Origin of the sequence: Nocardia sp. CC227C, from assembly GCF_030767025.1 — a bacterium.
Classification (GTDB): Bacteria; Actinomycetota; Actinomycetes; order Mycobacteriales; family Mycobacteriaceae; genus Nocardia.
This window is the reverse complement of the sequence record NZ_JASITE010000001.1, coordinates 355,276-375,583: the sequence shown is the minus strand read 5'-3', so window position 1 is coordinate 375,583 and position 20,308 is coordinate 355,276. Positions and strand designations below refer to the sequence as shown.

At 70.1% G+C, this 20,308-nt stretch carries 17 protein-coding genes and 1 pseudogene; 10 read left to right on the top strand and 8 right to left on the bottom strand.

Annotated features, from left to right (window positions below):
• The first annotated feature begins 352 nt into the window (after positions 1–352).
• The 4 genes from asnB to QMO76_RS01615 all read left to right on the top strand — a co-directional run bounded on the left by asnB (position 353) and on the right by QMO76_RS01615 (position 5,329).
• Positions 353–2,380: an asparagine synthase (glutamine-hydrolyzing) gene (asnB, locus tag QMO76_RS01630; protein ID WP_306359330.1), complete on the top strand. Its 2,028-nt coding sequence runs from the start codon at positions 353–355 to the stop codon at positions 2,378–2,380.
• Between the two features lie 28 nt (positions 2,381–2,408).
• A complete protein-coding gene (locus QMO76_RS35235) occupies positions 2,409–2,768 on the top strand; it encodes a sensor histidine kinase (protein ID WP_372341878.1) in 360 nt (119 codons plus the stop codon).
• Between the two features lie 66 nt (positions 2,769–2,834).
• The gene (locus QMO76_RS01620; RefSeq protein ID WP_372341867.1) at positions 2,835–4,094 is read left to right on the top strand and encodes a cytochrome P450; all 1,260 of its coding nucleotides are present in this window, start codon (positions 2,835–2,837) and stop codon (positions 4,092–4,094) included.
• 11 nt (positions 4,095–4,105) lie between these two features.
• A complete protein-coding gene (locus QMO76_RS01615; protein WP_306359328.1) occupies positions 4,106–5,329 on the top strand; it encodes a cytochrome P450 in 1,224 nt (407 codons plus the stop codon).
• 181 nt (positions 5,330–5,510) lie between these two features.
• On the opposite strand, the pseudogene QMO76_RS01610 reads toward QMO76_RS01615, so the two are convergent.
• Positions 5,511–6,182: pseudogene (locus tag QMO76_RS01610) on the bottom strand (dienelactone hydrolase family protein); the annotation flags it as partial.
• Between the two features lie 707 nt (positions 6,183–6,889).
• Entirely contained in the window at positions 6,890–7,663 is a 774-nt protein-coding gene (locus QMO76_RS01605; protein ID WP_306359327.1) for a DUF4239 domain-containing protein, read from the bottom strand.
• Positions 7,664–8,079: 416 nt separating this feature from the next.
• Between QMO76_RS01605 and QMO76_RS01600 the strand changes: the two genes are divergently transcribed.
• On the top strand, positions 8,080–9,213 hold the full coding sequence (locus QMO76_RS01600) for a glycosyltransferase (RefSeq protein ID WP_306359326.1): 1,134 nt from the start codon (positions 8,080–8,082) through the stop codon (positions 9,211–9,213).
• Here the strand turns inward: QMO76_RS01600 and QMO76_RS01595 are convergent.
• The gene (locus tag QMO76_RS01595) at positions 9,210–10,754 is read right to left on the bottom strand and encodes an amidohydrolase (RefSeq protein WP_306359325.1); all 1,545 of its coding nucleotides are present in this window, start codon (positions 10,752–10,754) and stop codon (positions 9,210–9,212) included. The genes QMO76_RS01600 and QMO76_RS01595 overlap by 4 nt on opposite strands.
• A 348-nt stretch (positions 10,755–11,102) precedes the next feature.
• On the opposite strand from QMO76_RS01595, the gene QMO76_RS01590 reads away from it, so the two are divergent.
• Positions 11,103–12,083 carry a hypothetical protein gene (locus QMO76_RS01590; protein WP_306359324.1) on the top strand — a complete coding sequence of 327 codons (981 nt, stop codon included), beginning with the start codon at positions 11,103–11,105 and terminating at the stop codon, positions 12,081–12,083.
• Between the two features lie 152 nt (positions 12,084–12,235).
• A complete protein-coding gene (locus tag QMO76_RS01585) occupies positions 12,236–13,402 on the top strand; it encodes a polyprenyl synthetase family protein (protein ID WP_306359323.1) in 1,167 nt (388 codons plus the stop codon).
• A gap of 19 nt (positions 13,403–13,421) precedes the next feature.
• Here the strand turns inward: QMO76_RS01585 and QMO76_RS01580 are convergent, their stop codons facing one another.
• Positions 13,422–13,589, bottom strand: coding sequence for a hypothetical protein (locus QMO76_RS01580; protein ID WP_306359322.1), 168 nt, complete (start codon positions 13,587–13,589; stop codon positions 13,422–13,424).
• A 65-nt stretch (positions 13,590–13,654) separates the two neighbouring features.
• On the bottom strand, positions 13,655–14,095 hold the full coding sequence (locus QMO76_RS01575) for a MarR family winged helix-turn-helix transcriptional regulator (protein WP_306359321.1): 441 nt from the start codon (positions 14,093–14,095) through the stop codon (positions 13,655–13,657).
• 51 nt (positions 14,096–14,146) lie between these two features.
• On the opposite strand from QMO76_RS01575, the gene QMO76_RS01570 reads away from it, so the two are divergent.
• The 3 genes from QMO76_RS01570 (at position 14,147) to QMO76_RS01560 (ending at position 16,379) form a co-directional block, all read left to right on the top strand.
• Positions 14,147–14,761 (top strand): TIGR03086 family metal-binding protein, encoded by a 615-nt coding sequence (locus tag QMO76_RS01570; protein WP_306359320.1) that lies wholly within the window; start codon positions 14,147–14,149, stop codon positions 14,759–14,761.
• 37 nt (positions 14,762–14,798) lie between these two features.
• The gene (locus tag QMO76_RS01565) at positions 14,799–15,230 is read left to right on the top strand and encodes a nitroreductase family deazaflavin-dependent oxidoreductase (protein ID WP_306359319.1); all 432 of its coding nucleotides are present in this window, start codon (positions 14,799–14,801) and stop codon (positions 15,228–15,230) included.
• A 201-nt stretch (positions 15,231–15,431) separates the two neighbouring features.
• On the top strand, positions 15,432–16,379 hold the full coding sequence (locus tag QMO76_RS01560) for a DMT family transporter (RefSeq protein ID WP_306359318.1): 948 nt from the start codon (positions 15,432–15,434) through the stop codon (positions 16,377–16,379).
• Positions 16,380–16,383: 4 nt separating this feature from the next.
• Here QMO76_RS01560 and QMO76_RS01555 read toward each other — a convergent pair whose 3' ends face one another.
• The 3 genes from QMO76_RS01555 to QMO76_RS01545 are packed head-to-tail and all read right to left on the bottom strand — an operon-like array spanning position 16,384 to position 20,254.
• A complete protein-coding gene (locus QMO76_RS01555; RefSeq protein ID WP_306359317.1) occupies positions 16,384–17,373 on the bottom strand; it encodes a TAXI family TRAP transporter solute-binding subunit in 990 nt (329 codons plus the stop codon).
• Positions 17,370–19,490 (bottom strand): TRAP transporter fused permease subunit, encoded by a 2,121-nt coding sequence (locus tag QMO76_RS01550; RefSeq protein ID WP_306359316.1) that lies wholly within the window; start codon positions 19,488–19,490, stop codon positions 17,370–17,372. Before QMO76_RS01550 ends, QMO76_RS01555 begins: the two co-directional genes overlap by 4 nt.
• Before the next feature lie 56 nt (positions 19,491–19,546).
• On the bottom strand, positions 19,547–20,254 hold the full coding sequence (locus QMO76_RS01545; protein ID WP_306359315.1) for a phosphatase PAP2 family protein: 708 nt from the start codon (positions 20,252–20,254) through the stop codon (positions 19,547–19,549).
• Positions 20,255–20,308: the final 54 nt, after the last annotated feature.

Sequence of the window (20,308 nt, the reverse complement as noted above, 5' to 3'; positions counted from 1 at the left end):
TCCTGGTCGTCTAATCGACACGGCGCCGCCCGGGCTCCCTTCCGCCGGACGGCACATATTCAGCACGTTTGGGAAATTCTCAGGGTCGGGCGCACAACGCGCCACCAACCCCGGGAGTTCCCGAGTACTACGCAGCGTAGACCAAACCGGCGGCCCGGATGTGATCGGGTCGCCCACGACACGCCCCCACACCCCCGCCGCACCCCAACTTCCCTGCTCCCACAGGACGACAACCCGCCCGGAGCGCAGCGGAGGGCCATCGATACGGCATACTCGGACACTGAGTTTCGTCGTACCCGTCCTGTCCTGGGCGTGGTGTACCCCTGACTCCCGAAGCGAGGTTTTCGTCGCAGTGTGTGGACTGCTCGGCTATCTGACCGTTGACACTTCCGGCGCGCCGGAGGGGACCACTGCCGAAGCCATCGCGGCGCAGCTGCACGATGCGCTGGTGTGCCAGCGCCACCGCGGCCCCGATGAGCGGGGCACCTGGCACGACGAGCACATGGTGTTCGGCTTCAACCGGCTCTCGATCATCGATATCGAACATTCGCATCAGCCGCTGCGCTGGGGGCCGCCGGAGAACCGGCGGCGCTACGCCATGACGTTCAACGGCGAGATCTACAACTACCTGGAGCTGCGCGAGCAGTTGACCACCGAGCACGGCGCCGAGTTCGGGGCCGAGCCCATGTTCGCGACCGAGGGCGATACCGAGACCATCGCGGCGGCCTTCCACTACTGGGGCCCGGAGGCTGCCGCTCGCCTGCGCGGCATGTTCGCCTTCGCCATCTGGGACACCGAGACCCGCAAGCTGTTCATCGCCCGCGACCGGTTCGGCATCAAACCGCTGTTCCTGGCCACCGGTCCGGGCGGCACCGCCTTCTCCAGTGAGAAGAAGAGCCTGCTGGAACTGCTCCCGCGGCTCGGCCTGAGCGATGCCCTCGATCCGCGCGCGCTCGAGCACTACACGGTGTTGCAGTACGTGCCGGAGCCGGAGACCCTGCACCGGGACGTCCGGCGGCTGGAGTCGGGCTGCTACGCGTGGGTGGAGCCCGGACAGGCACCGAGGATCACGCGCTATTTCGATCCGCGTTTCCGGGTGGTGCCGTTCGCGAAGCCCGGTGAGGTGACCGCGCAGCCACCCACCACGCGGCCGCGTCCGGCGGCGCAGCGCCCCAATACCGCCGAGTACCGCTACCGCGAGATCGCCGAGGCCCTGGAGGATTCGGTGGCCAAGCACATGCGCGCGGATGTGACGGTGGGCGCGTTCCTCTCCGGCGGCATCGATTCCACCGCCATCGCGGCGCTGGCCATCCGGCACAATCCGAATCTGCTCACCTTCACCTCGGCCTTCGAGCGCGAGGGCTACTCGGAGGCCGATGTGGCCGCCGAGACCGCCGAGGCGATCGGCGCGAAGCATTTCATCCGCACCGTGAGCCCTCAGGAGTTCGCCGCTTCCATTCCCGAGATCGTCTGGTATCTGGACGAACCCGTGGCCGATCCGGCGCTGGTGCCGCTGTACTTCGTGGCCAAGGAGGCCCGCAAGCACGTCAAGGTGGTACTGTCCGGCGAGGGTTCCGACGAGCTGTTCGGCGGCTACACCATCTATCGGGAACCGCTGTCGCTCAGGCCGTTCGAGTATCTGCCCAAGCCGCTGCGCCGCCTGGCGGGCAAGCTGTCGGAGCGCATTCCCGACGGCACCCGCGGCAAGAGCCTGCTGCACCGCGGTTCACTGACCCTCGAGGACCGCTACTACGGCAATGCCCGCAGCTTCAACGATGCCCAATTGCGGTCGGTGCTGCGCGATTTCCGCCCGGAGTGGACGCATCGCGATGTGACCGATCCCATTTGGGCCATGCAGGGCCGCGACTGGGATCCGGTGGCGCGCATGCAGCATCTGGACCTGTTCACCTGGCTGCGCGGCGACATCCTGGTCAAGGCCGACAAGATGACCATGGCCAATTCGCTGGAACTGCGGGTGCCGTTCCTGGATCCGGAGGTCTTCGCGGTCGCCGAGAAGATCCCGGTGGACCAGAAGATCACCAAGGAGACCACCAAGTACGCCTTGCGCCGCGCTCTGGAGGACATCGTGCCCCCGCACGTCCTGCACCGCGCCAAGCTCGGTTTCCCCGTCCCGCTGCGGCATTGGCTGCGCGGCCCGGAACTCTACGACTGGGCCCGCCAGCAGATCACCGACTCCGCCACCGACCACCTGCTCGACAAGGCGGCGGTGCTGGGCATGCTCGACGCCCACCGCGCGGGCACCTCCGACCACAGCCGCCGCCTGTGGACCTTGCTGGTCTTCATGATCTGGCACGGCATCTTCGTCGAACAGCGCATCAAGCCGGAGATCCAGGAACCGGTCTACCCGGTCACCCTGTAGCCGCCCGGCCGGGCCGCTCCCGCGCGCCCTGGCCCGCTGCGTCGACAACCTGCTCGACAACGCTCTCGAGTTCGGCCCGCCGGGCGACCCGGTCGAGATCACCGTGCACGCGTCCGATCTCACTGTGCGGGACCACGGTGCGGGTATCGCCGCCGCCGATTCCGACGCCGTCTTCGGCCGCTTCTATCGCGCCGACGCGACCCGCTCCACCCCCGGATCCGGCCTGGGCCTGGCCATTGTCCGCGATATCGTGACCGCGCACGGCGGCGTCACGCACGCCGGGAATCACCCCGACGGCGGTGCGTGCGTGGGCTTCCGGCTCCCGGCCGCGGCGCATCGGGAGCCGGTTCGCCGTCCGAATGCTAGCGTGGACAGGCGAAATCAGTAGGGCAGCAAGGAATGTGAGATGGTCTCGGGTGATAGATCGGCTGTTCCCCTATCTGGAGTCACACCTTTGACCACCCCACCGCACTTCGGTGCCACCACGGACGCCCTACCGGTCCACTACGGATCGCCGCTCGACTCCTCCGGCCCGCATATGGTGCTGCACTCGGAGGAGTTCGCCGCCGACCCGCACCGGGCCTACCGGGAGATGCGCGACAAGTACGGCTCGCTCGTCCCCATCGAACTGGCCCCGGGTGTGCCCGCCACGCTGGTGATCGGCTATCAGACGGCGCTGCGCATCCTCAACGACCCGGACCACTTCCCCGCGGACCCGCGGGTGTGGCAGCAGTCGGTGCCCGACGAGTGCCCGGTCAAGCCGATGATGCAGTGGTATCCGAACGCCCTGCGCAATACCGGGCCCACCCACGCCCGCTACCGGCAGAGCTACGTCGCCGGTATCGACGGCATCGACCTGCACACCCTGCATCTCACCGTCGAGCAGGTCGCCGCCCCGCTGATCAACTCCTTCTGCGAGACCGGATCGGCGGATCTGGTGAGCCAGTACGCTTTTCCGCTGGTCTTCGAGGTGCTCAACCAAATGGTGGGCTGCTCGGCGGAATTGGGGCAGCGGGTGGCCACCGGAATGGCCGCGCTCTTCGACACCGTCAACGCGGCGTGGGGCATGCAGCATCTGAGCGAGGCGCTGATGGAACTCATCGCGCTGCGCCGGGCCGAGCCCGCCGACGACGTCACCTCGCGCATGGCCGTCCATCCGGCCAACCTCACCGACGAGGAAATGCTCTACCAGCTCATCAGCTTCTACGGTGCGGGCATCGAGCCGCAGCAGAATCTGATCACCAACACACTGCTGCTCATGCTCACCGACGACCGCTTCGCGGGCGGCTTCCTCACCGGCAGCCTCTCCACCCGTGACGCGCTCGACGAGGTGCTGTTCAACGACCCGCCGATGGCGAACTTCAGCATCAGCTATCCGCGTCAGCCGATCCTCATCGACAACACCTGGCTGCCCGCGCATCAGCCGGTGGTCATCAGCCTGGCGGGCTGCAACAACGATCCCCGGATTCGCGGCGGTGACCGCACCGGCAACCGCTCCCATCTGGCGTGGAGCGCCGGGCCGCACGCGTGCCCCGCCAAATCGGTTGCCTACCTGGTGGTTCAGGACGCCATCGACCAGCTGCTCGATGTGCTGCCGGAACTGCGGCTGGCGGTCAGCCCCGACGAGATCGTCTGGCGGCCGGGACCTTTCCACCGGGCCATGGCGTCGCTGCCGGTCGTCTTCCCACCGTCCCCTCCGCTGAATTCGGTTTAAGGAGTTGTCCGATGGAGTATGACCCGATCGTCCTGGACCCGACGGGCACGGATATCCAAGGTGAGAACGCGCGGATCCGCGAGCGCGGCCCGATCGCGCTGATCGAGCTGCCCGGCGGCGTACCCGCCTGGTCGGTGACCGACCAGGCGATCCTCAAGGGACTGCTGGCCGATCCGCGCGTCTCCAAGGATCCGCGTCAGCACTGGTCGGCCTTCATCAACGGCGAGATCACCGAATCGTGGCCGCTGCTGCCGTGGGTGGCGGTGGACAATATGTTCACCGCGTACGGCGCCGACCACCGCCGGCTGCGCAAACTGGTCTCCCCCGCCTTCACCCACCGCCGCACCACGGCCATGCGTGAGCGCATCGAGGAGATCACCGCGGCCCTGCTCGACGAGCTGGCCGCCGGACCGGCCGACGCGGTGGTGGACCTGCGGGCCCGCTACGCCTACCCGGTGCCGATCCGAGTGATCAGCGAGCTCATCGGCATTCCGGACCATCTCGGCCCGGCCATGCACACGTGCGTGGACGGCTTCTTCGACGGCACCTTCACCGCCGAGCAGGCGCAGGCCAACTATCTCGAAATGTTCCGGCTCGTCGGCGAACTCGTCGCCTACCGGCGGGAGAATCCGAGCGAGGACATCACCAGCGTTCTCATCACCACCCGCGACGACGACGGGGCGCAGCTGACCGACAAGGAACTCTGCGACACCCTCATGCTGGTCATCAATGCCGGGCACGAGACCACGGTGAACCTGCTCGACCAGGCCATCTTCGCACTGCTGAACCACCCCGAGCAGCTCGCCGACGTACGCGCGGGCCGGGTGCCGTGGTCGGATGTGATCGAGGAGGCGCTGCGCTATCAGTCACCGGTCGCGCATCTGCCCCTGCGCTATGCCGTGGAGGACATCGATATCGACGGCTTCCGCATCCCCAAGGGGGAGGCGATCCTCGCCTCCTACGCCGCCGCCAGCCGCGATCCGAAGGTCCACGGCGCCGACGCCGACGCGTTCGACGTGCACCGCGCCACCAAGGACCAGCATGTCGCGTTCGGCCACGGCGCGCACCACTGCATCGGCGCTCCCCTGGCCCGTCTGGAGGCGGCCATCGCGCTGCCCGCGCTGTTCGAGCGCTTCCCGGACGTGCGGCTGGCCGCCGATCGGGCCGAGTACGAGCCCGTGGTCAGTTTCGTGTCGAACGGCCACCAGCGGCTGCCGGTGCGATTGAACCCCTAACGGGGCACGTCGCCCACCCGGAGGCCGCGGCCGGTGCCCGGCCTCCGCACGCGACGACGGCGTGTTCCGTCCGGCACAGCCGGTATCGCACGGGGATGGGCGTCCCGCTGCCGATCGACCACTGGCCGGTCACCCAGCGGGATTCGGCCGAGGCGAGGAAGCCGACCACATCGGCGGGGCGTCAGCTGGCGGCGGTCGCCGGGGCGAGGCGGGTGGTGAACCAGTCGCGGGCGAGCACGGCGACCTGGTCGAGGGTGCCCTCCTCGACGAACAGGTGACTGGCCCCGGGGATCACCCGCATCTCGGTCTCACAGGTCATGGCCGCCTGTGCGCCGCGGTTCAGTTCCAGCACCAGCGGGTCGTCACCGCCGACGATGAGCAGCGTGGACGCCTGCACCCGGGACAGCGCGGCACCGGCCAGATCGGGTCGTCCGCCGCGCGACACCACGGTGCGAATGCCCAGCTCGGTGTCGGCGGCCGCGTACAGGGCCGCGGCCGCGCCGGTGCTGGCCCCGAAGTACCCCAACGCCAGGCCGTCGGCGCGGCTCTCCCCCGCGAGCGCGCGGGTCACATCGGCCAGACGTCGCGCCAGCAGTTCGATGTCGAAGACATTGGCGCGCGCGGCTTCCTCGCTCGGCGTGAGCAGATCGACCAGCAGCGTGCCGATTCCGGCCCGGTCGAGGACGGCCGCCACGTGCCGGTTGCGCGGACTGTACCGCCCGCTGCCGCTGCCGTGCGCGAAGACGACCAAACCCATCGGACGCTCCGGAATGGTGAGATGCCCTGTCAGCGTGGTCTTTCCGGAGGTGACGCGAATATCGTCGTCGCGTAGTCGCCGCCCGCTGTCGCGGGGGTCGTCGAAGGTCATATCAGGCTCCCGTAATGAATGGGGTTCGGCTTCAGTGATTCTCGGTTGTCGGCCGGGTACCGGCGGCGGACCCGATCGCGGTGGCTGATCCGCGGATCCGGGCGGTTCGACTCGCGGCCGACGGCGGCCTCGTGGTCGTCGACGAGGTCGCCACCACGGTACAGCCCGACGCGGGGTTCGGCGGCAGATCGCCGCCGCGTGCGTCGGTCCGGGCACCAGCGACCCGGACCCGCTCGACCCGACCCCGGCCATGAGCGCGGCGCTCCCGAGCACGGCACTGCCCGCACACGCGGTGGCCACACTCCCGGACTCGAACCCCAACAGCTCCCCCGCCTCCCCCACCACGATCCACCATGCCGCCCGGGGATTCGGAATCCCCACCCGCTGCCAACCCGGCACTACCCAGCGGTTCGGCGCTGCCGAGGGTTTCGGGGTCGGTCGAAGGCGCTGGACCGCCGGTGGTTTCCGGCGCGCCGGGCATGATGCCGCTGCCCGAGGCGCTGCCGGTGATCAGCTCGCCGAGTGCGGGCAGCTCGCTCAGGCCGGGATCGGCCGGTAGCGGGGTCGGGTGCAGGGCGAGCAGGGCTGCGGCGATCGGCAGCGCCAGGCCGAAACGCCGTGCCGCGGTTCGTGTTCGGCCACCCGTGGTGTCGGCTGTCATATCCGGTCTCATTGCGGCCGGTCTCAATGCGCTATTCGCCCGGTTCGAAGCGTGTGAACGCCAGTTCGAAGGCATCCATGGGCACCACGTTCGCGCCCGAGAACGGCTGGTCCAGCTGGTAGACCGCGATGATCACACCTCCGACGACCAGCCCGAAGAGCGCGGTCATGATCACGCTGCGCCGGGTGACCACGACACCGGAGAGCACGGTCCCGCACAACAGCATGGCGGTGGCCAACCACAGTGCGAGAAAGAGGAATCGGGGCAGGTGGTATTCGGCGGCGAGGGCGCGTTCGAACCGGGCCTCGAACACGGTGTCGAGCGCGTCGAGCGCGTCGGTGCGCGCCGCGACCACCACCGGATCGGTCGATCGCACCGCCTCCACGGCCGCTCCCACCTTGTCGAGCCGCTCCTGCGCGGCGGCGCTGAGCCGCCCCTCATCGGCCATGACCGCCCACTCCCCCGACATCACCTCGGCGGTGTAGTCGCGCACCAGTTCCCGTACCCGGGAGCCCTCGGCTTCGGGCAGATCGGCGGCCGCCGTGTGGACTTCGATGAGCGCCTTGGCCTCGTCGACGGTGTGCGCGTGCGCATTGTCGTACTCCTGCCAGGCGATCACCACCACGAACGCCACCACCGCCGCGAAGAACATGTTCACCAGGTCCAGGACGAACGAATGCCCGGACTCCTCGTCCTCGTGCCGCCACGACTCGGGCCGCAGCCGGTCGCCGACCAGGAATACGGCCACCGCCACGCCCGCGAACAGGACCGGCACGACCATCGACACGATCGAATCCAGGGCCATACAACGATATTCGCGACGCCGGACCGCGCGGATCGGGCCGCACACCGACCAGGGTCGTCGCTACCGCGGAAACAGAACGTGAGCATCTCTCATCCCCAGGTGATCGCCACCGCACCGTTCCGGCCGGTCGAACACTTCCCGGCCGGTCGGACACTCCGGCCCGTCGACGGCGCTGTCACCGCCGTGGTCGTCCTGGCGGGCGACGGCGATCCGGTGTTCCAGCGCGGTGTCCGCCCGCACCCGGACGTCGACACGGGCGGAAACGACGCGCCTCACCTCGCTGTCGCCGCACGTCGACCCGCATCACCGCCCGGATGCGACCGCCGCTCGGGGGTCGGATGCTGTTCCGCCGCTGTTCACGTCCCGTTGGGCGCGGGGGCGCCGTCGGGAAGGCCGAACCCTGCACGATCGGCGGCGTGCGCATTGTGCAGCTGGCGAACTTCTACGGTCCGCGCTCCGGTGGCCTGCGGACCGCGCTGCACCACCTGGGGGACGGCTACGCGGCGGTGGGGCACGAGGTCGTTCTCATCGTGCCGGGGCCGCGGCGCACCGAGGAGGTGCTGCCGTCGGGGACGCTGCGGATCACCGTGCCCGCCGCGCGGATTCCGTTCACCGGCGGCTATCGGGCCGCCGATCCGCGTCGCGTCGCCGATGTGCTGGCTGGTTTGCGGCCCGACGCGCTGGAGGTCTCCGATCGCCTGACCCTGCGCGGCTTCGGGCGCTGGGCCCGCGCCCGCGACGTGGCCTCGGTCATGATCTCGCACGAACGGCTGGACCGGTTGCTGGGACAGGTGCTGCCCGGCCCGGCGGCCCGGCGCGCCGCCGACATCGCCAATCGGAACACCGCGCGCGATTACGACATGGTGGTCTGCACGACCGCGTTCGCCCGCGCGGAATTCGAGCGCATCGACGCGCCCAACGTCGAGATGGTGCCGCTCGGGGTGGATCTCGATCTGTTCAGCCCCCGGCGACACGACCGGCGGCTGCGCACCGATCTGGCCGCCGACCATCTGCCGCTGCTGGTGCACTGCGGGCGGCTGTCGGTGGAGAAGCGGGTGGACCGCAGTATCGAGGCGGTGGGCGCGCTGCGCCGCGAGGGCGTGGACGCCCGGCTGATCGTGGCCGGGGACGGCCCGCGCCGCGATGCGCTACAGCGGCGCGCCCGCGGCATTCCCGCGCTGGCGGACGGCCGTCCCGCGGTGCACTTCGCCGGATTCATCGACGACCGTAGGGCTTTGGCGACCCTGCTGGCCACCGCCGACGTCTCACTGGCTCCAGGCCCGCACGAGACCTTCGGACTGGCGGCGCTGGAGGCCCTCGCCGCGGGCACGCCGGTGGTGGCGAGCCGGTCCTCGGCGCTGGCGGATATCGTGACCGCCGACTGCGGTGCGGTCGCCGCCGACCACCCGGATGCCTTCGCGCGGGCCGTCACCGATGTGCTGGCCCGGCCACCGGCCCTGCGCCGCTGTGCCGCCCGCACCCGGGCTGAGCAGTTCACCTGGCCCGCGGCGGTTTCCGGCATGCTGGAGCTGCTGAGCGGAGTGCGCTAGTACCGCCGGTGGGTGGCCACGCCCGCCAGATAGGTCGTCCGCACACCGATATCGGGCAGTTCGTCCGGTGTCACGGTGTACGGATCCACGTCCAGCACAACGAGATCGGCGTACTTGCCGGGCGTGATCGAGCCGGTGACGTCGTCGGCGAACAGCTGGTACGCGGCGTCGAGGGTCTGGGCGCGAATGGCCTGCTCCAGATTGACGCCCTCGTCCGGACCGAGCACACGGCCCCGGCGGGAGGCCCGGGTGATCGCGCAGGCCATATTGTGCAGCGGCGCTTCGGGAGTGACCGGGCAGTCGTTGTGGAAGGAGATCCGCACATCCGCCTCGAGTGCGGATCTGGCGCGCACCCAATGCGATTCGGTCCCCCGCGCAACGGAGTCCGCGCCGTCTCCGGTCGCGGCGTCGCCCCAGTAGTAGAGGTGGTCCATGAACAGCGAACAGGTGACGCCGAGCTGGTTGGCGCGCCGGAACTGCTCGGGCGTCATGGCCCCGCAGTGTTCGAGTCGCAGCCGGTGATCCGGTCGCGGATACTCCCGCAGCGCCTGTTCGTACGCGTCGAGCACCAGGGTCGCCTCGTCGCCGTCCTGGGCACGGCAGGCCAGCTGCCAGCCGTGCGGGTGGTAGGCGCGCACCAGCTCGCGTAGTCGGTCGGCGGTGTGCCGCGCGGTGTCGGGTGCCCGCAGCAGTTTGATGCCGATCTGGCGGAACATGTCGTCGCCGTTGTCGCGCGGGCAGATGGTCTCCATGCCGGGTGAGGCGGTTTCGTAGGCGCGCGTGCGCACCTTGGCAAGGCCGCGCTGGTACAGCCGGGCGGTGGGAACGCGGATCTCGTCGGTGAAACCCATATCGCCGCACAGCGTCACGCCACGGGCGGCGAAGTGTTCGTGCTCGCGCGCCAGCAGTCCGGTGGCCGGATCCGGACGGTCGGCGACGATGCGATCGGTCACCGCCGCGATGGCGGGCTCCTCGTACGCCTTGCCGGTGAGCATGCCGTACCGGTCACGTTCGAAATGGCCGCCGAACGGATCGGCGGTGTCCTCGCTCAGTTCCGCCAGCCGCAGGGCCGCGCTGTTCGCCCAGGCGATCCGGCCCGCGTTCTGCCGGATGACGATCGGCCGGTCCGGTGCGAGTTCGTCGAGCCATTCCCGGGTGGGTTCCGGAAAGCCCGGCTGGAGTTCGGGATCGAGTCCGTGGAACAGCAGTGCCCGTCCGGGCCGCGCGTCGCGCACCGCCTCGTCGACGGCGGCGCGCACCTGCGCGGCCGTGGCGCAGGCCGTCGGCCGGATATCGATGACCGATTCGCTGAACAGGATCTGGTCCCGCGTCGGATGGGTGTGCGGCTCAACGAATCCCGGCAGCAGGCAGCGGTCGTCGAGTTCGATCACATCGGTGCCGGGGCCGCGCAGCGACAGCACCTCACGGCCGCCGACGGCGAGTATGCGCCCGGCGCAGACCGCGACGGCGGTCGCACCCTCGGTCTCCGGGTCGACGGTGATGATCGAAGCACCGGTGAAGATGAGATCGGCCGTGTCCATCGGACGCTCCTCGTGCGCACTCGATCCGCGCCGCTTCATTGCTGCACGGTAGCTGACTCCTCGAGGATGCGCCGATACGGTGGCGTTCGCTGCGGATTCGGCGAATGAGCCGGTGGCAGCGGTGGTCTTTCCGCCCGGTTCGCCGGTATGTCGCTCGCGGGCGCGACAGCGCACCGGCGGCACCGCCCTTTCTGGGTGATTCGTCACGCTCGCAACGATTTCGATACGATTTCCACACGAGAAGGGTCGTCTCGCGGCCCGACCGTCACCCGACGGTGGCCGCGCCGTGCCCGAATCGTCTGTATTGTCGAATTCACGGTAAAAACGGTTCGGGGATAGGCAGTTTCGATGAATGAACCCGAATTCTTCATGCCTTTCGCGTCGGCGGGACACAACCCCGCCGAGGCCGAGGCGGAGAAGACGATGTGGCAGTGGCTCGAGCACTACGACCTGGTGCCGACCGAGCCGACGCGGCGGCGGATGGAACGCACCCGCCCCGCCCGAATGTACGCACTCTGGTGCCCGAAGGCCGGAACGGAAGACCTGGCGCTGCTCAGCCAGTACACCGCCTGGGCCTTCATCGTGGACGACCAGTTCGATATCGAAATCCCGGATCCCGGGCGAACATTGCACACCATCACCGCCCTGAACGCGGTCTACGACGGTGCCGAACCGCCCTCGGGCGTGCTGGCCGTCGCGTTCGCGGATCTGTGGCGGCGGCTGTGCGCGGGACGCTCCACCGCCTGGCGGGAGGCGGTGCGCGCGGAGATCCGCGCCTGGCTGTGGACCTACTACACCGAGAGCATCGGCCGCCGCACCGGCCACCTGCCCGACATGGACACCTATCGGGCGCATCGCCGAGATTCGGTGGCGCTGTTCGTCTTCCTGGACATCAGCGAGATCGCCGAGGGGGTCGACCTGTGCGCGGCCGCCCGACAACTGCCGGCCGTGCGGCTGCTGCGCGAAGCCGCGGTCGAACATATGGGACTGCTCAACGATGTGCTGTCGGTCGACTCCGACGAAGCGTCGAGCTATCTCTACAACTCGGTGCTGTTGGCCGAACATCACTACGGGCATACGCGATCTCAGGCGCTCACGCTGGTGAACAGCATGCTCACCCAGCTCATCGACCGCATGAGCACCGCCATCGACCGGCTACCGGCCGAACTCGACGCGGCGGGCATCACCGGACGAGATCGCGCCGACACGCTTGCCACCGCGCAGAACTACACGGTGTACGTCCGAGCCAATCTGGACTATCACTACCAGGCGGCGCGCTACACCAGCGCTCCGGCAGAGGCTCTCGAACACGGATCGCCGCTCGGCTGAGCCGCGGCATCCGGGTGGGAGTTGCCGAACTGAAACCTGGTGACGTACCGCGCCACCAGGCTCCGATGGGACGATGGGCTTCTTCTACGCATGGCCGCCGAGTGCAGCCGAATGCGCCCGAGGAGGCCGTGTCCGAGCGAGTGGGACTGATTATGCGAGCCTCGAATTCGATCAAACACCTGGTGGGACAACGCCTGCAGGGCACCCGCAGAGCGGTCCCCGCCCGCGCGGCGGTCGCCGCGCCCGACACAGATCACCTACTCCCCGCCGAGATCTCGCCACACGGGCCCAGTGTGCGCGAACCGGCTAGCGGCGAGCGAGCGGCCCGCAGACAGCTGGCCGACGCCCGCCACGCCATCGAACCGGTGCTGCGCGCCGCCGTGGCATCGCTGCCCGATCCGCTGGATCGCATGGCGGGCTACCACTTCGGCTGGTGCGACACCACCGGTGCGCCCGCTCCCGGCGTGCAGGGCAAGGCATTTCGCCCCGCTCTCACCTTCGCCGCCGCGGCGGCTTGCGGCGGCGGAGTCGACCAGGCCGTGCACGCCGCCGCGGCCGTCGAACTGCTGCACAACTTCTCCCTGGTGCACGACGATGTGATGGACGCCGACGACACCCGCCACGGTCGCCCGACCGTCTGGCGAGTCTGGGGCGAGACCAATGCCACCCTGCTCGGCGACGCCTTGCAGGCGCTGGCCCTCGGCGTCCTCTCCGACGGGGTACCCGAGGCGGTGACCGCCGAGGCCGTCATCCGCTTGGCGCGCACCACCGTCGCCCTCTGTCAGGGCCAGTACGAGGACTGCGCCTTCGAAACCCGCTCCAGCGTGAGCGTCTCCGAGTACCTCGCCATGGCGGCGGGCAAAACCGGTGCGCTGCTGGGCTGTTCCTGCGCCCTGGGCGCGCTCTGCGCCGGAGCCGACCATCGCACGGTGTCGGCCATGCACACCTTCGGGCGAGAACTGGGCCTGGTCTTCCAACTGGTCGACGACGCCATGGACATCTGGGGCGACCCCGCCATCACCGGCAAACCGGCGCACAGCGACCTGCTGCACCGGAAACAGTCGTACCCGGTGGTGTGCGCCCTCAGCTCCGACACCGCCCCCGGCCGCGAACTGGCGCGGCTCTACCACGGCCCACATCCCATGACCCCCGAGAAGGCTGCGCGCGCGGCCGAACTCGTCGAAGCGGCGGGCGGGCGGCAACGCACCCTGCACCGTGCGGCCACCGCCATGCGATCCGCACTCGCGGCGCTGCCCCCCGATATCGCCACCGGCGAGCTCACCGCCCTGGCCCAACTCGTCGCCCACCGCAACCGCTGACCGAGACCCGCGGTGCCACTCACCGCACCCGCTGCGCGACGAGCGTGGTGATCTCGAGGGCGGCACCGCACACATCCCAGTCCACCGACGCCTCCCGCGGCGCGTACTCGAGGTGGATGGTCCCGCCGGACGGCACCGAGACCCAGATCCGGCAGTTGCGGTAGCCGCCGAAGTTGCGCTCGTCCACCAGGAAGGCCGACCTGCCCTCGATGCGCAGGGCGCGGAAGTGCTCGTGACCGCGGTCACCCGTGCTCAGTCCGACTGCTCGCGCACCGCTTGGCTGAGGCGTCGGAGTGCGCGCAGGAACGCCGTGCGGTCGGCGGGGGTCAGCCGCGACAACAGCAAGTGCTCCTCCTGCTCCTGTATCTCCCGCTGGGTGCGGTCGCGGATGTCGCGTCCCGCCGGAGTCAGGGACAGCAGCCGGGCGCGGCGGTCGGCCGGATCGGGGGTGCGGGTGATGAGACCGCGCCGCTGGAGATCGTCGAGCACGGCGATGATGCGGGTCTTGTCGGCGTTGATCCGTTTGGCCAGGGCGGCCTGGGTGTACACGGGGTCCTCGCCGAGGCCGAGCAGGACGGAGTAGCCCCACATGCTGAGGCCGTTGCGCTCGAGGATGGGCAGCTCCGCCTGTACGAGGGCGCGGCCGAGGGGCCCCAGCATGGCGGCGAGGTCGGGGCGCTTCACTTCCGGCATGGATAGAAAATACCGCTCGACACATAGTACGCTGATACATACGATATGTATATGCCTACCGATTTCGCCCTCGTCACCCCCGCCGATCTCGTCGCGCTGAACGCCCGCACCGTCCGCGCCAGCAGCGCGGCCGTATCGCACTGCACCCCGACGGATCTGAGCAAGCCGACCCCCTGCGCGGGCTGGAACCTGCGCGACCTGCTCAGCCACATGATCGCCCAGCACCGCGGTTTCGCCGCCGCAGCCCGCGGCGACGACGACCCGAATCACTGGCAGCCCCGCCCGCTCGGCCTGGACCCGGTCGCCGACTACCGGGCCGCCGCCGATCACGTCCTGGACGCCTTCACCGCCGACGACATCCTCGAGCGCGCGTTCCCGCTGCCCGAATTCACCACCGAATTCCGCTTCCCGGGCAGCCAGGCCCTCACCTTCCACTTCATCGACTACGTGGTGCACACCTGGGATGTCGACCGAGCCCTCGGCCGGACCACGACCTTCGACGACGACCTGCTCGCCGCCGCACTGCCGATCGCCGAATTCGTTCCCGACGACGGCTCCCGCACCGCCCCCGGCGCCGCCTTCGCACCCCGACTGCCCTGGACGGGTGCGGACACCCTCGACCGCATCGTCGCCCTCCTCGGCCGCTCTCCCCGCTGGCCCGCGTAGCCTGCCCGACCGTTCCGCGCCGGGTAGATTCGGCCCCATGCCCAGCGACGCTCAGTTCAAGGTCCAGAACGCACTGCATCGCGCACTGCTGCGGGTGAGCGGGGGCAGGTTGGGCAGGACCATCGTGGGCATGCCCGCGCTCGAGCTCACCACCATCGGCCGCAAGTCGGGCGAACCGCGCCGAGTCATGCTGACCGCACCGGTCGTCGACGGCGACACCATCGTCGTCGTGGCCTCACGCGGTGGCGACCCCACCCACCCCGCCTGGTTCCTGAATCTGCGCGACAACCCCGAGGTGGAGGTGTCGATGCGGTCCGGCCCGCGGCGGCCGATGACGGCCCGGGTCGCCGACGCGGCGGAACGTGCCGCGCTGTGGCCGCGCGTGGTCGCGAACTTCCGGGGGTATGCCGACTATCAGCGCAAGACCAGCCGGGAGATCCCCCTGGTGCTGCTCACCCCGCGCGGCTGAGCCTCCGGCCCGCGGGCGCTGCGCCCCGCGGCCGCTATGATCGACGCCATGGGCACCTACTGGCGCACCGTCACCCCGCCCCCGGTCGCGTGACCGGGCGCACCTGACGGCTCCTTCCCGTAATACCGCCGCGCGCGGCGGTATTGTCGTGCGCCCGTTCGAAATCCAGCTCCTATCGGAATTCGACGGAAGTTCACGACTGTGCCGAATCATTCCGCCGCTACGGCCGCGCGCCGTAGGGCTACCCACCGGCGTTCACCCCGGATCGGGGGATCGCTGGCCATCCTGACCGCGGCGATGCTGTGGGGAACCACGGGAACCGTTGCCACCCAAGCACCCTCGGGCACTCCGGCAGCCGCCACCGGATCCACCGGACTGCTGCTGGGCGGGCTGCTGCTCTACGCCACCGCGCGCGGGGTACCGGCGCGCACCCGCCGCGAACGGTGGCAGATCGCCCTGGGGGCGGTGGCGGTAGCCGGATATCCGCTCACCTTCTATCCGGCCGTGCAGCGCACCGGCGTCGCCGTGGCCACGGTGATCGCGCTGGGCTGCGCTCCCGTCTTCGCGGGGGCGCTGGCCTGGGCCGTCACCCGGACCCGCCCCGATCCACGCTGGATGCTGGCGACACCTGCGGCGGTGGCGGGATGCGCTGTGCTCGTTCTGGGTTCGACCACCGGAGGCGGCGTTGTCGATCCGCTCGGCGTGGCGCTGGCGGCGGGCGGCGGGCTCGCCTACGCCTGCTACGCCGTGCTCGGCGGACGGCTCATCGCCGCCGGACGCCCCGCCGCCGCGGTCATGGGCGCGATGTTCGGCGGCGGCGCGCTGCTGGTGCTGCCGGTGGTCCTGGCGACCGGCCCGTCCTGGCTGCTGGCCCCGCGCGGCGCGGCGGTCGCCCTGTATCTGGCGCTGTGCACCACCGTCCTGGCGTACCGGTTGTTCGGTTACGGGTTGCGCCACACCACATCTCAGGTGGCTACCACCCTGACCCTGGCCGAACCGGCGGTGGCCGCCCTGCTGGGCGTCGTGGTGCTGCACGAACGGCTGAGCGTCCTGTCCCGGTGCGGGATGGCCGTTCTCGTCCTCGCCCTCGTCATCCTGGCCGCCCCGACTCGCGGGTCGAACCGGGCGGTGGCGTCGCGAAGGCCGTGAACGCCTACCGCAACGCCTGCTCCGCGCCCCGGTGCAGCGGCACCGGGGCGGTCTCGGCCGCGATCGCGCGGTCGATCCCCTTGGCGGCCGGATTCACTTGCTCCAGTTGGGTTTTGCGGTCGAAGAGCACCGTGGTCAGCACGCAGGCCAGATTGGCGTCGATATCGTCGCGCACCAGCAGCAGATTGGGGACGACGATGGTCTCGACATCGGCGGGCAGGCCGTAGGCGGCGGCGGGGATGACGCCCTGCTCGTACACCGGGTTCACCGCGCGCATCTCGTCCAGCAGGTCGGTGATGTCGAGGAAGCGCACCTCGTCGCGGGCGGTGGTGAACAGGTCGGTGATCCCGGGTGTGGGCAGCCCGCCGGACCAGAACATGGCGTCGATGGAGCCGTCCTTCATACCGTCCACGGTCTTGGTCAGGTCGAGCCGCTGCGCGGCGACGTCGGCGTCCGGGTCGAGTCCGGCCGCGGTGAGCAGCCGCTGCGCGATCACCTCGGTCCCCGATTTCGGTGAACCCGTGGAGACCCGCTTGCCCCGCAGATCGGCCACCGAACCGATATTCGCGTCGGCCCGCACGATCACCTGCGTGTAGTTGGCGTAGATCCGCGACAGCGCCCGCACCGGCTGCTCCCCCTCGAAGCTGCCGGTCCCGCGCACGGCGTCGGCGGCGGTGTCGGCGAGGGAGAAGGCGACCTGGTAGGTGCCCGCCACCAGCTGCTGGATATTCTGCACCGAGGCGCCGGTCTCGGCGGCGGTGGCCTTGACCGTGCCGTCGGTGGCGGCGGAAATCTGTTCCGCGTAGGCGTTTCCGAGGGCGAAGTACACGCCGGTGGCATTGCCGGTGGCGATGCCGATCCGGGTGTCCTGGTTCACCTCGCAGGTGATCTCGCCGCCGGTGTCGACCCGCGGTGTGTCCTGTCGCCCACCGCAGCCGGTCAACAGGGCCGCCGACACCGCGGCCACCGCGGCGATCGTCACGACTGTTCTCATGGTGTGCCTCCTGTCGGATCGGCGACGCGCGCCGGGGGACTTTCGTCGACGGGTGGATTCCGGCGCAGCAGCCGGGTGAGCAACGCCGCCGCGGCGAGCAGGGCCGCACCGACGGCGAGGGTGACCGGCCTCGGATACAGCAGGGCCAGCCCCGCCAGCCCGGCCAGGACGCGTGCCGCCCGCCCGGCCTCGCCGACGCCGAACACCCAGCCCCCGGTGGCCATGGCGAGGGCGGCCACCCCCAGCGCCACCATCAGACCGGTGGCCACGATCTCCAGGATCGGTCCGCGCCCGAGCAGTCGTTCACCGGCGCCGGTGAGCACGAAGACCATCGGCACCAGGAAGGCGGGCAGCGCGTAGCGCAGCGTCTGCCACATGGTCGGGATCGGCTTGGCCCCGGTCACCGCCGCCGCACCGACCGCGGCCAGCGCTGTCGGCGGCGTCACCTCCGACAGCACCGAGTAGTAGAAGACGAACATGGCGGTGGCCGGGCCGGAGACGCCGAGGGACAGCAGGGCGGGCGCGATGATCACCCAGCCGATGACGAAGGAGGCCGTCACCGGAATGGCCAGCCCGAGCAGCGCCAGCGCCACGGCGGCCAGGACGACGGTGCAGGCCAGCACCACGGTCGGATTGTCGGATATCGCCTCCGCCGTCCGCACCAGGACGCCGGCCAGCTGTGCGCCGAGGCCGGTCTTGGTGGTCATGGCGGTGATGATGCCCGCGGCGGCGCACACCGCCACCACGGGCAGAGCGGCACGGATACCGCCGGACAGGGCGGTGAAGCAGCCGAAGGCGAACTCGCGCAGCATTTCCCGCCGGGTGGCCGTCGTATGCCATTGCCGCGCCGCGCGGTCGGCGACGGCGAGCAGGAAGGCGAGCGCGGTGGCGTACACCACCGCCTTTGTCGCCGCGAACCCCAGCAGCATCAGCACCACGATGGCGATGAGCGACAGGAAGTGATAGCCGAAGCGCACCAACAGCTTCCATGCCGACGGTCCGGCATCGGCGGCCGGTTCGCCGTCGCCGGATCCCCGGCGGTGGAACCGGCGCGCGTCGATCTCGACCGCCAGCAGAATGCCCAGGTAGTAGAGCAGGGTCGGGATCGTCGCCCACAGCAGCACGGTGAGGTACGAGACCTCCAGGTACTCGGCCACGATGAAGGCCGCGACCCCCAGCGTCGGCGGGGAGAGGATCGCACCGACACCGGCGGCGGCCAGCATGCCACCGGCCTGCTCGGGTCGGTAGCCCGCTTTGCGCAGGATCGGCCAGGTGACGACGCCATTGGTCACCGCGGTCGCGGTCCCCGAGCCCGAGACCGTGCCGAGCAGGAAGCCGGAGGTCACCGCGGTGCGGCCCGCCGCCGTCCGCGACCGCCGGAACGCCGCCACCGAAAGCTCCACGAAAAAGCGCGCCGCACCGGAGAATTCGAGCACCGCGCCGTAGATGGTGAACAGCGCGATATAGCTGGCCGCCACATCCAGCGGGGTGCCGTAGAACCCGCTGCCGGAGTTGTAGAGCGCGTCCACGATCTGGTCGAAGTCGAGTCCGGCGTGCGCCACCGACCAATGCTGCGGCAGCAGCCCGCCGTAGTAGCCGTAGCCCAGGAACAGCGCGCACACCAGCGGCAGCACCCAGCCCGTGGTACGGCGGCACGCCTCCGCCACGAGCAGCAGCACCAGCGCGCCCATGGCGATGTCGACGGGATCGAGCAGACCCTGCCGGTCGAGGAAGGCGTCATACCCCCCGCCACCGGATCCGATGGCCAGCGGCAGCACCGGATACAGGCAGACCAGCAGCGCCAGCACGGCCAGCAGCCAATCCCAGGGTGCCGGCCCGTGCGCCCGGTCGACCCATCCGGTGCCCCCGTCCAGGTGCCGCCACCCGGAGCGATAGCTCAGGAAGACCAGCGGCAGGGTGACCGCGAGGAAGACCACGAGGTAGTACTGGCTGCCCTGCGGTAACGGCCGAAACACCTGCCACAGCACCAGAACCGCGATGGCGAACCCACTGAGGGCCACGAGGCGTTCCGGCAACCCGGACAGGGTCCGCGCGGGCCGCTCCTCGTCGTCGACACCCAATTCGGCCGGTGTCGCAAGATCTTTCGTGGCCGACATGGCGAGAAGATATCAGCGCCAACCATGCCGCGCGGCCGGTTTCGGGTACGGCGGAACTACCGGGGGTCGAGCGGAGGACGCCGATCCAACCGCGCCAATCGGGCACCCACCCCGCGCCCGATACCGCAGGTGCGGCACAGGACGAGCCAGAGCGCGCCGAGGGTCCAGCCCGCGAGCACATCGGTTGGCCAGTGCACGCCGAGGTAGACCCGGGACAGGCCGATGGCGGGTACCAGCGCCACGGCCAGCGCGGGCAGGGCCGGGCGTACCCTCCCGCGCAGGTGCGGCAGCAGGGCCACGACCACGACACCGATCACCACGAATGAGCCGAGGCTGTGCCCCGAGGGATACGACAGGCTGCTCTCGGTGGCCAGCCGCCCGTCCAGCGGCGGACGCTCCCGGCCGACGAGCCGTTTGCCGACCGCCACCAGTACCGCCGCGCCCAGGGCGGCGATGCCGACCAGCGCGGCGGACTCCCACCACCGCCGCCACGCGAAGCCCACGCATACGGCCGTCGCCAGCACCGCCATGGTGAGGGTGTCGCCGCAGGTCGTGACCATCCGGGCGGCCAGCGTCAACCCGTCGGACCGGAAGCCGACCACCCAGTCGTGCAGGGCGGTATCGACATCCGTCGGCCCGGCCGCCCGCATCACGACGGCGGTGAGCCCGCTGAACACCGCGCCCAGCAGCAGCATGACGGCGATACCGAGGTAGGTGCGGCGCGGGCCGACGGGCCGGTGCGCTGCCACGGGCGGGGTGGACACGTGCTGCGACGGTGATGAGGACGGCACCTCATCGACAATGCCACGAATTAACTG

Coding starts and splice junctions, on each gene's coding strand:
- QMO76_RS01555 (WP_306359317.1), bottom strand. CDS start 17,373: ATGAGAACAGTCGTGACGATCGCCGCGGTGGCCGCGGTGTCGGCGGCC.
- QMO76_RS01590 (WP_306359324.1), top strand. CDS start 11,103: ATGAATGAACCCGAATTCTTCATGCCTTTCGCGTCGGCGGGACACAAC.
- QMO76_RS01595 (WP_306359325.1), bottom strand. CDS start 10,754: ATGGACACGGCCGATCTCATCTTCACCGGTGCTTCGATCATCACCGTC.
- QMO76_RS01575 (WP_306359321.1), bottom strand. CDS start 14,095: ATGCCGGAAGTGAAGCGCCCCGACCTCGCCGCCATGCTGGGGCCCCTC.
- QMO76_RS01565 (WP_306359319.1), top strand. CDS start 14,799: ATGCCCAGCGACGCTCAGTTCAAGGTCCAGAACGCACTGCATCGCGCA.
- QMO76_RS01585 (WP_306359323.1), top strand. CDS start 12,236: ATGCGAGCCTCGAATTCGATCAAACACCTGGTGGGACAACGCCTGCAG.
- QMO76_RS01550 (WP_306359316.1), bottom strand. CDS start 19,490: ATGTCGGCCACGAAAGATCTTGCGACACCGGCCGAATTGGGTGTCGAC.
- QMO76_RS01605 (WP_306359327.1), bottom strand. CDS start 7,663: ATGGCCCTGGATTCGATCGTGTCGATGGTCGTGCCGGTCCTGTTCGCG.
- QMO76_RS01570 (WP_306359320.1), top strand. CDS start 14,147: ATGCCTACCGATTTCGCCCTCGTCACCCCCGCCGATCTCGTCGCGCTG.
- QMO76_RS01615 (WP_306359328.1), top strand. CDS start 4,106: ATGGAGTATGACCCGATCGTCCTGGACCCGACGGGCACGGATATCCAA.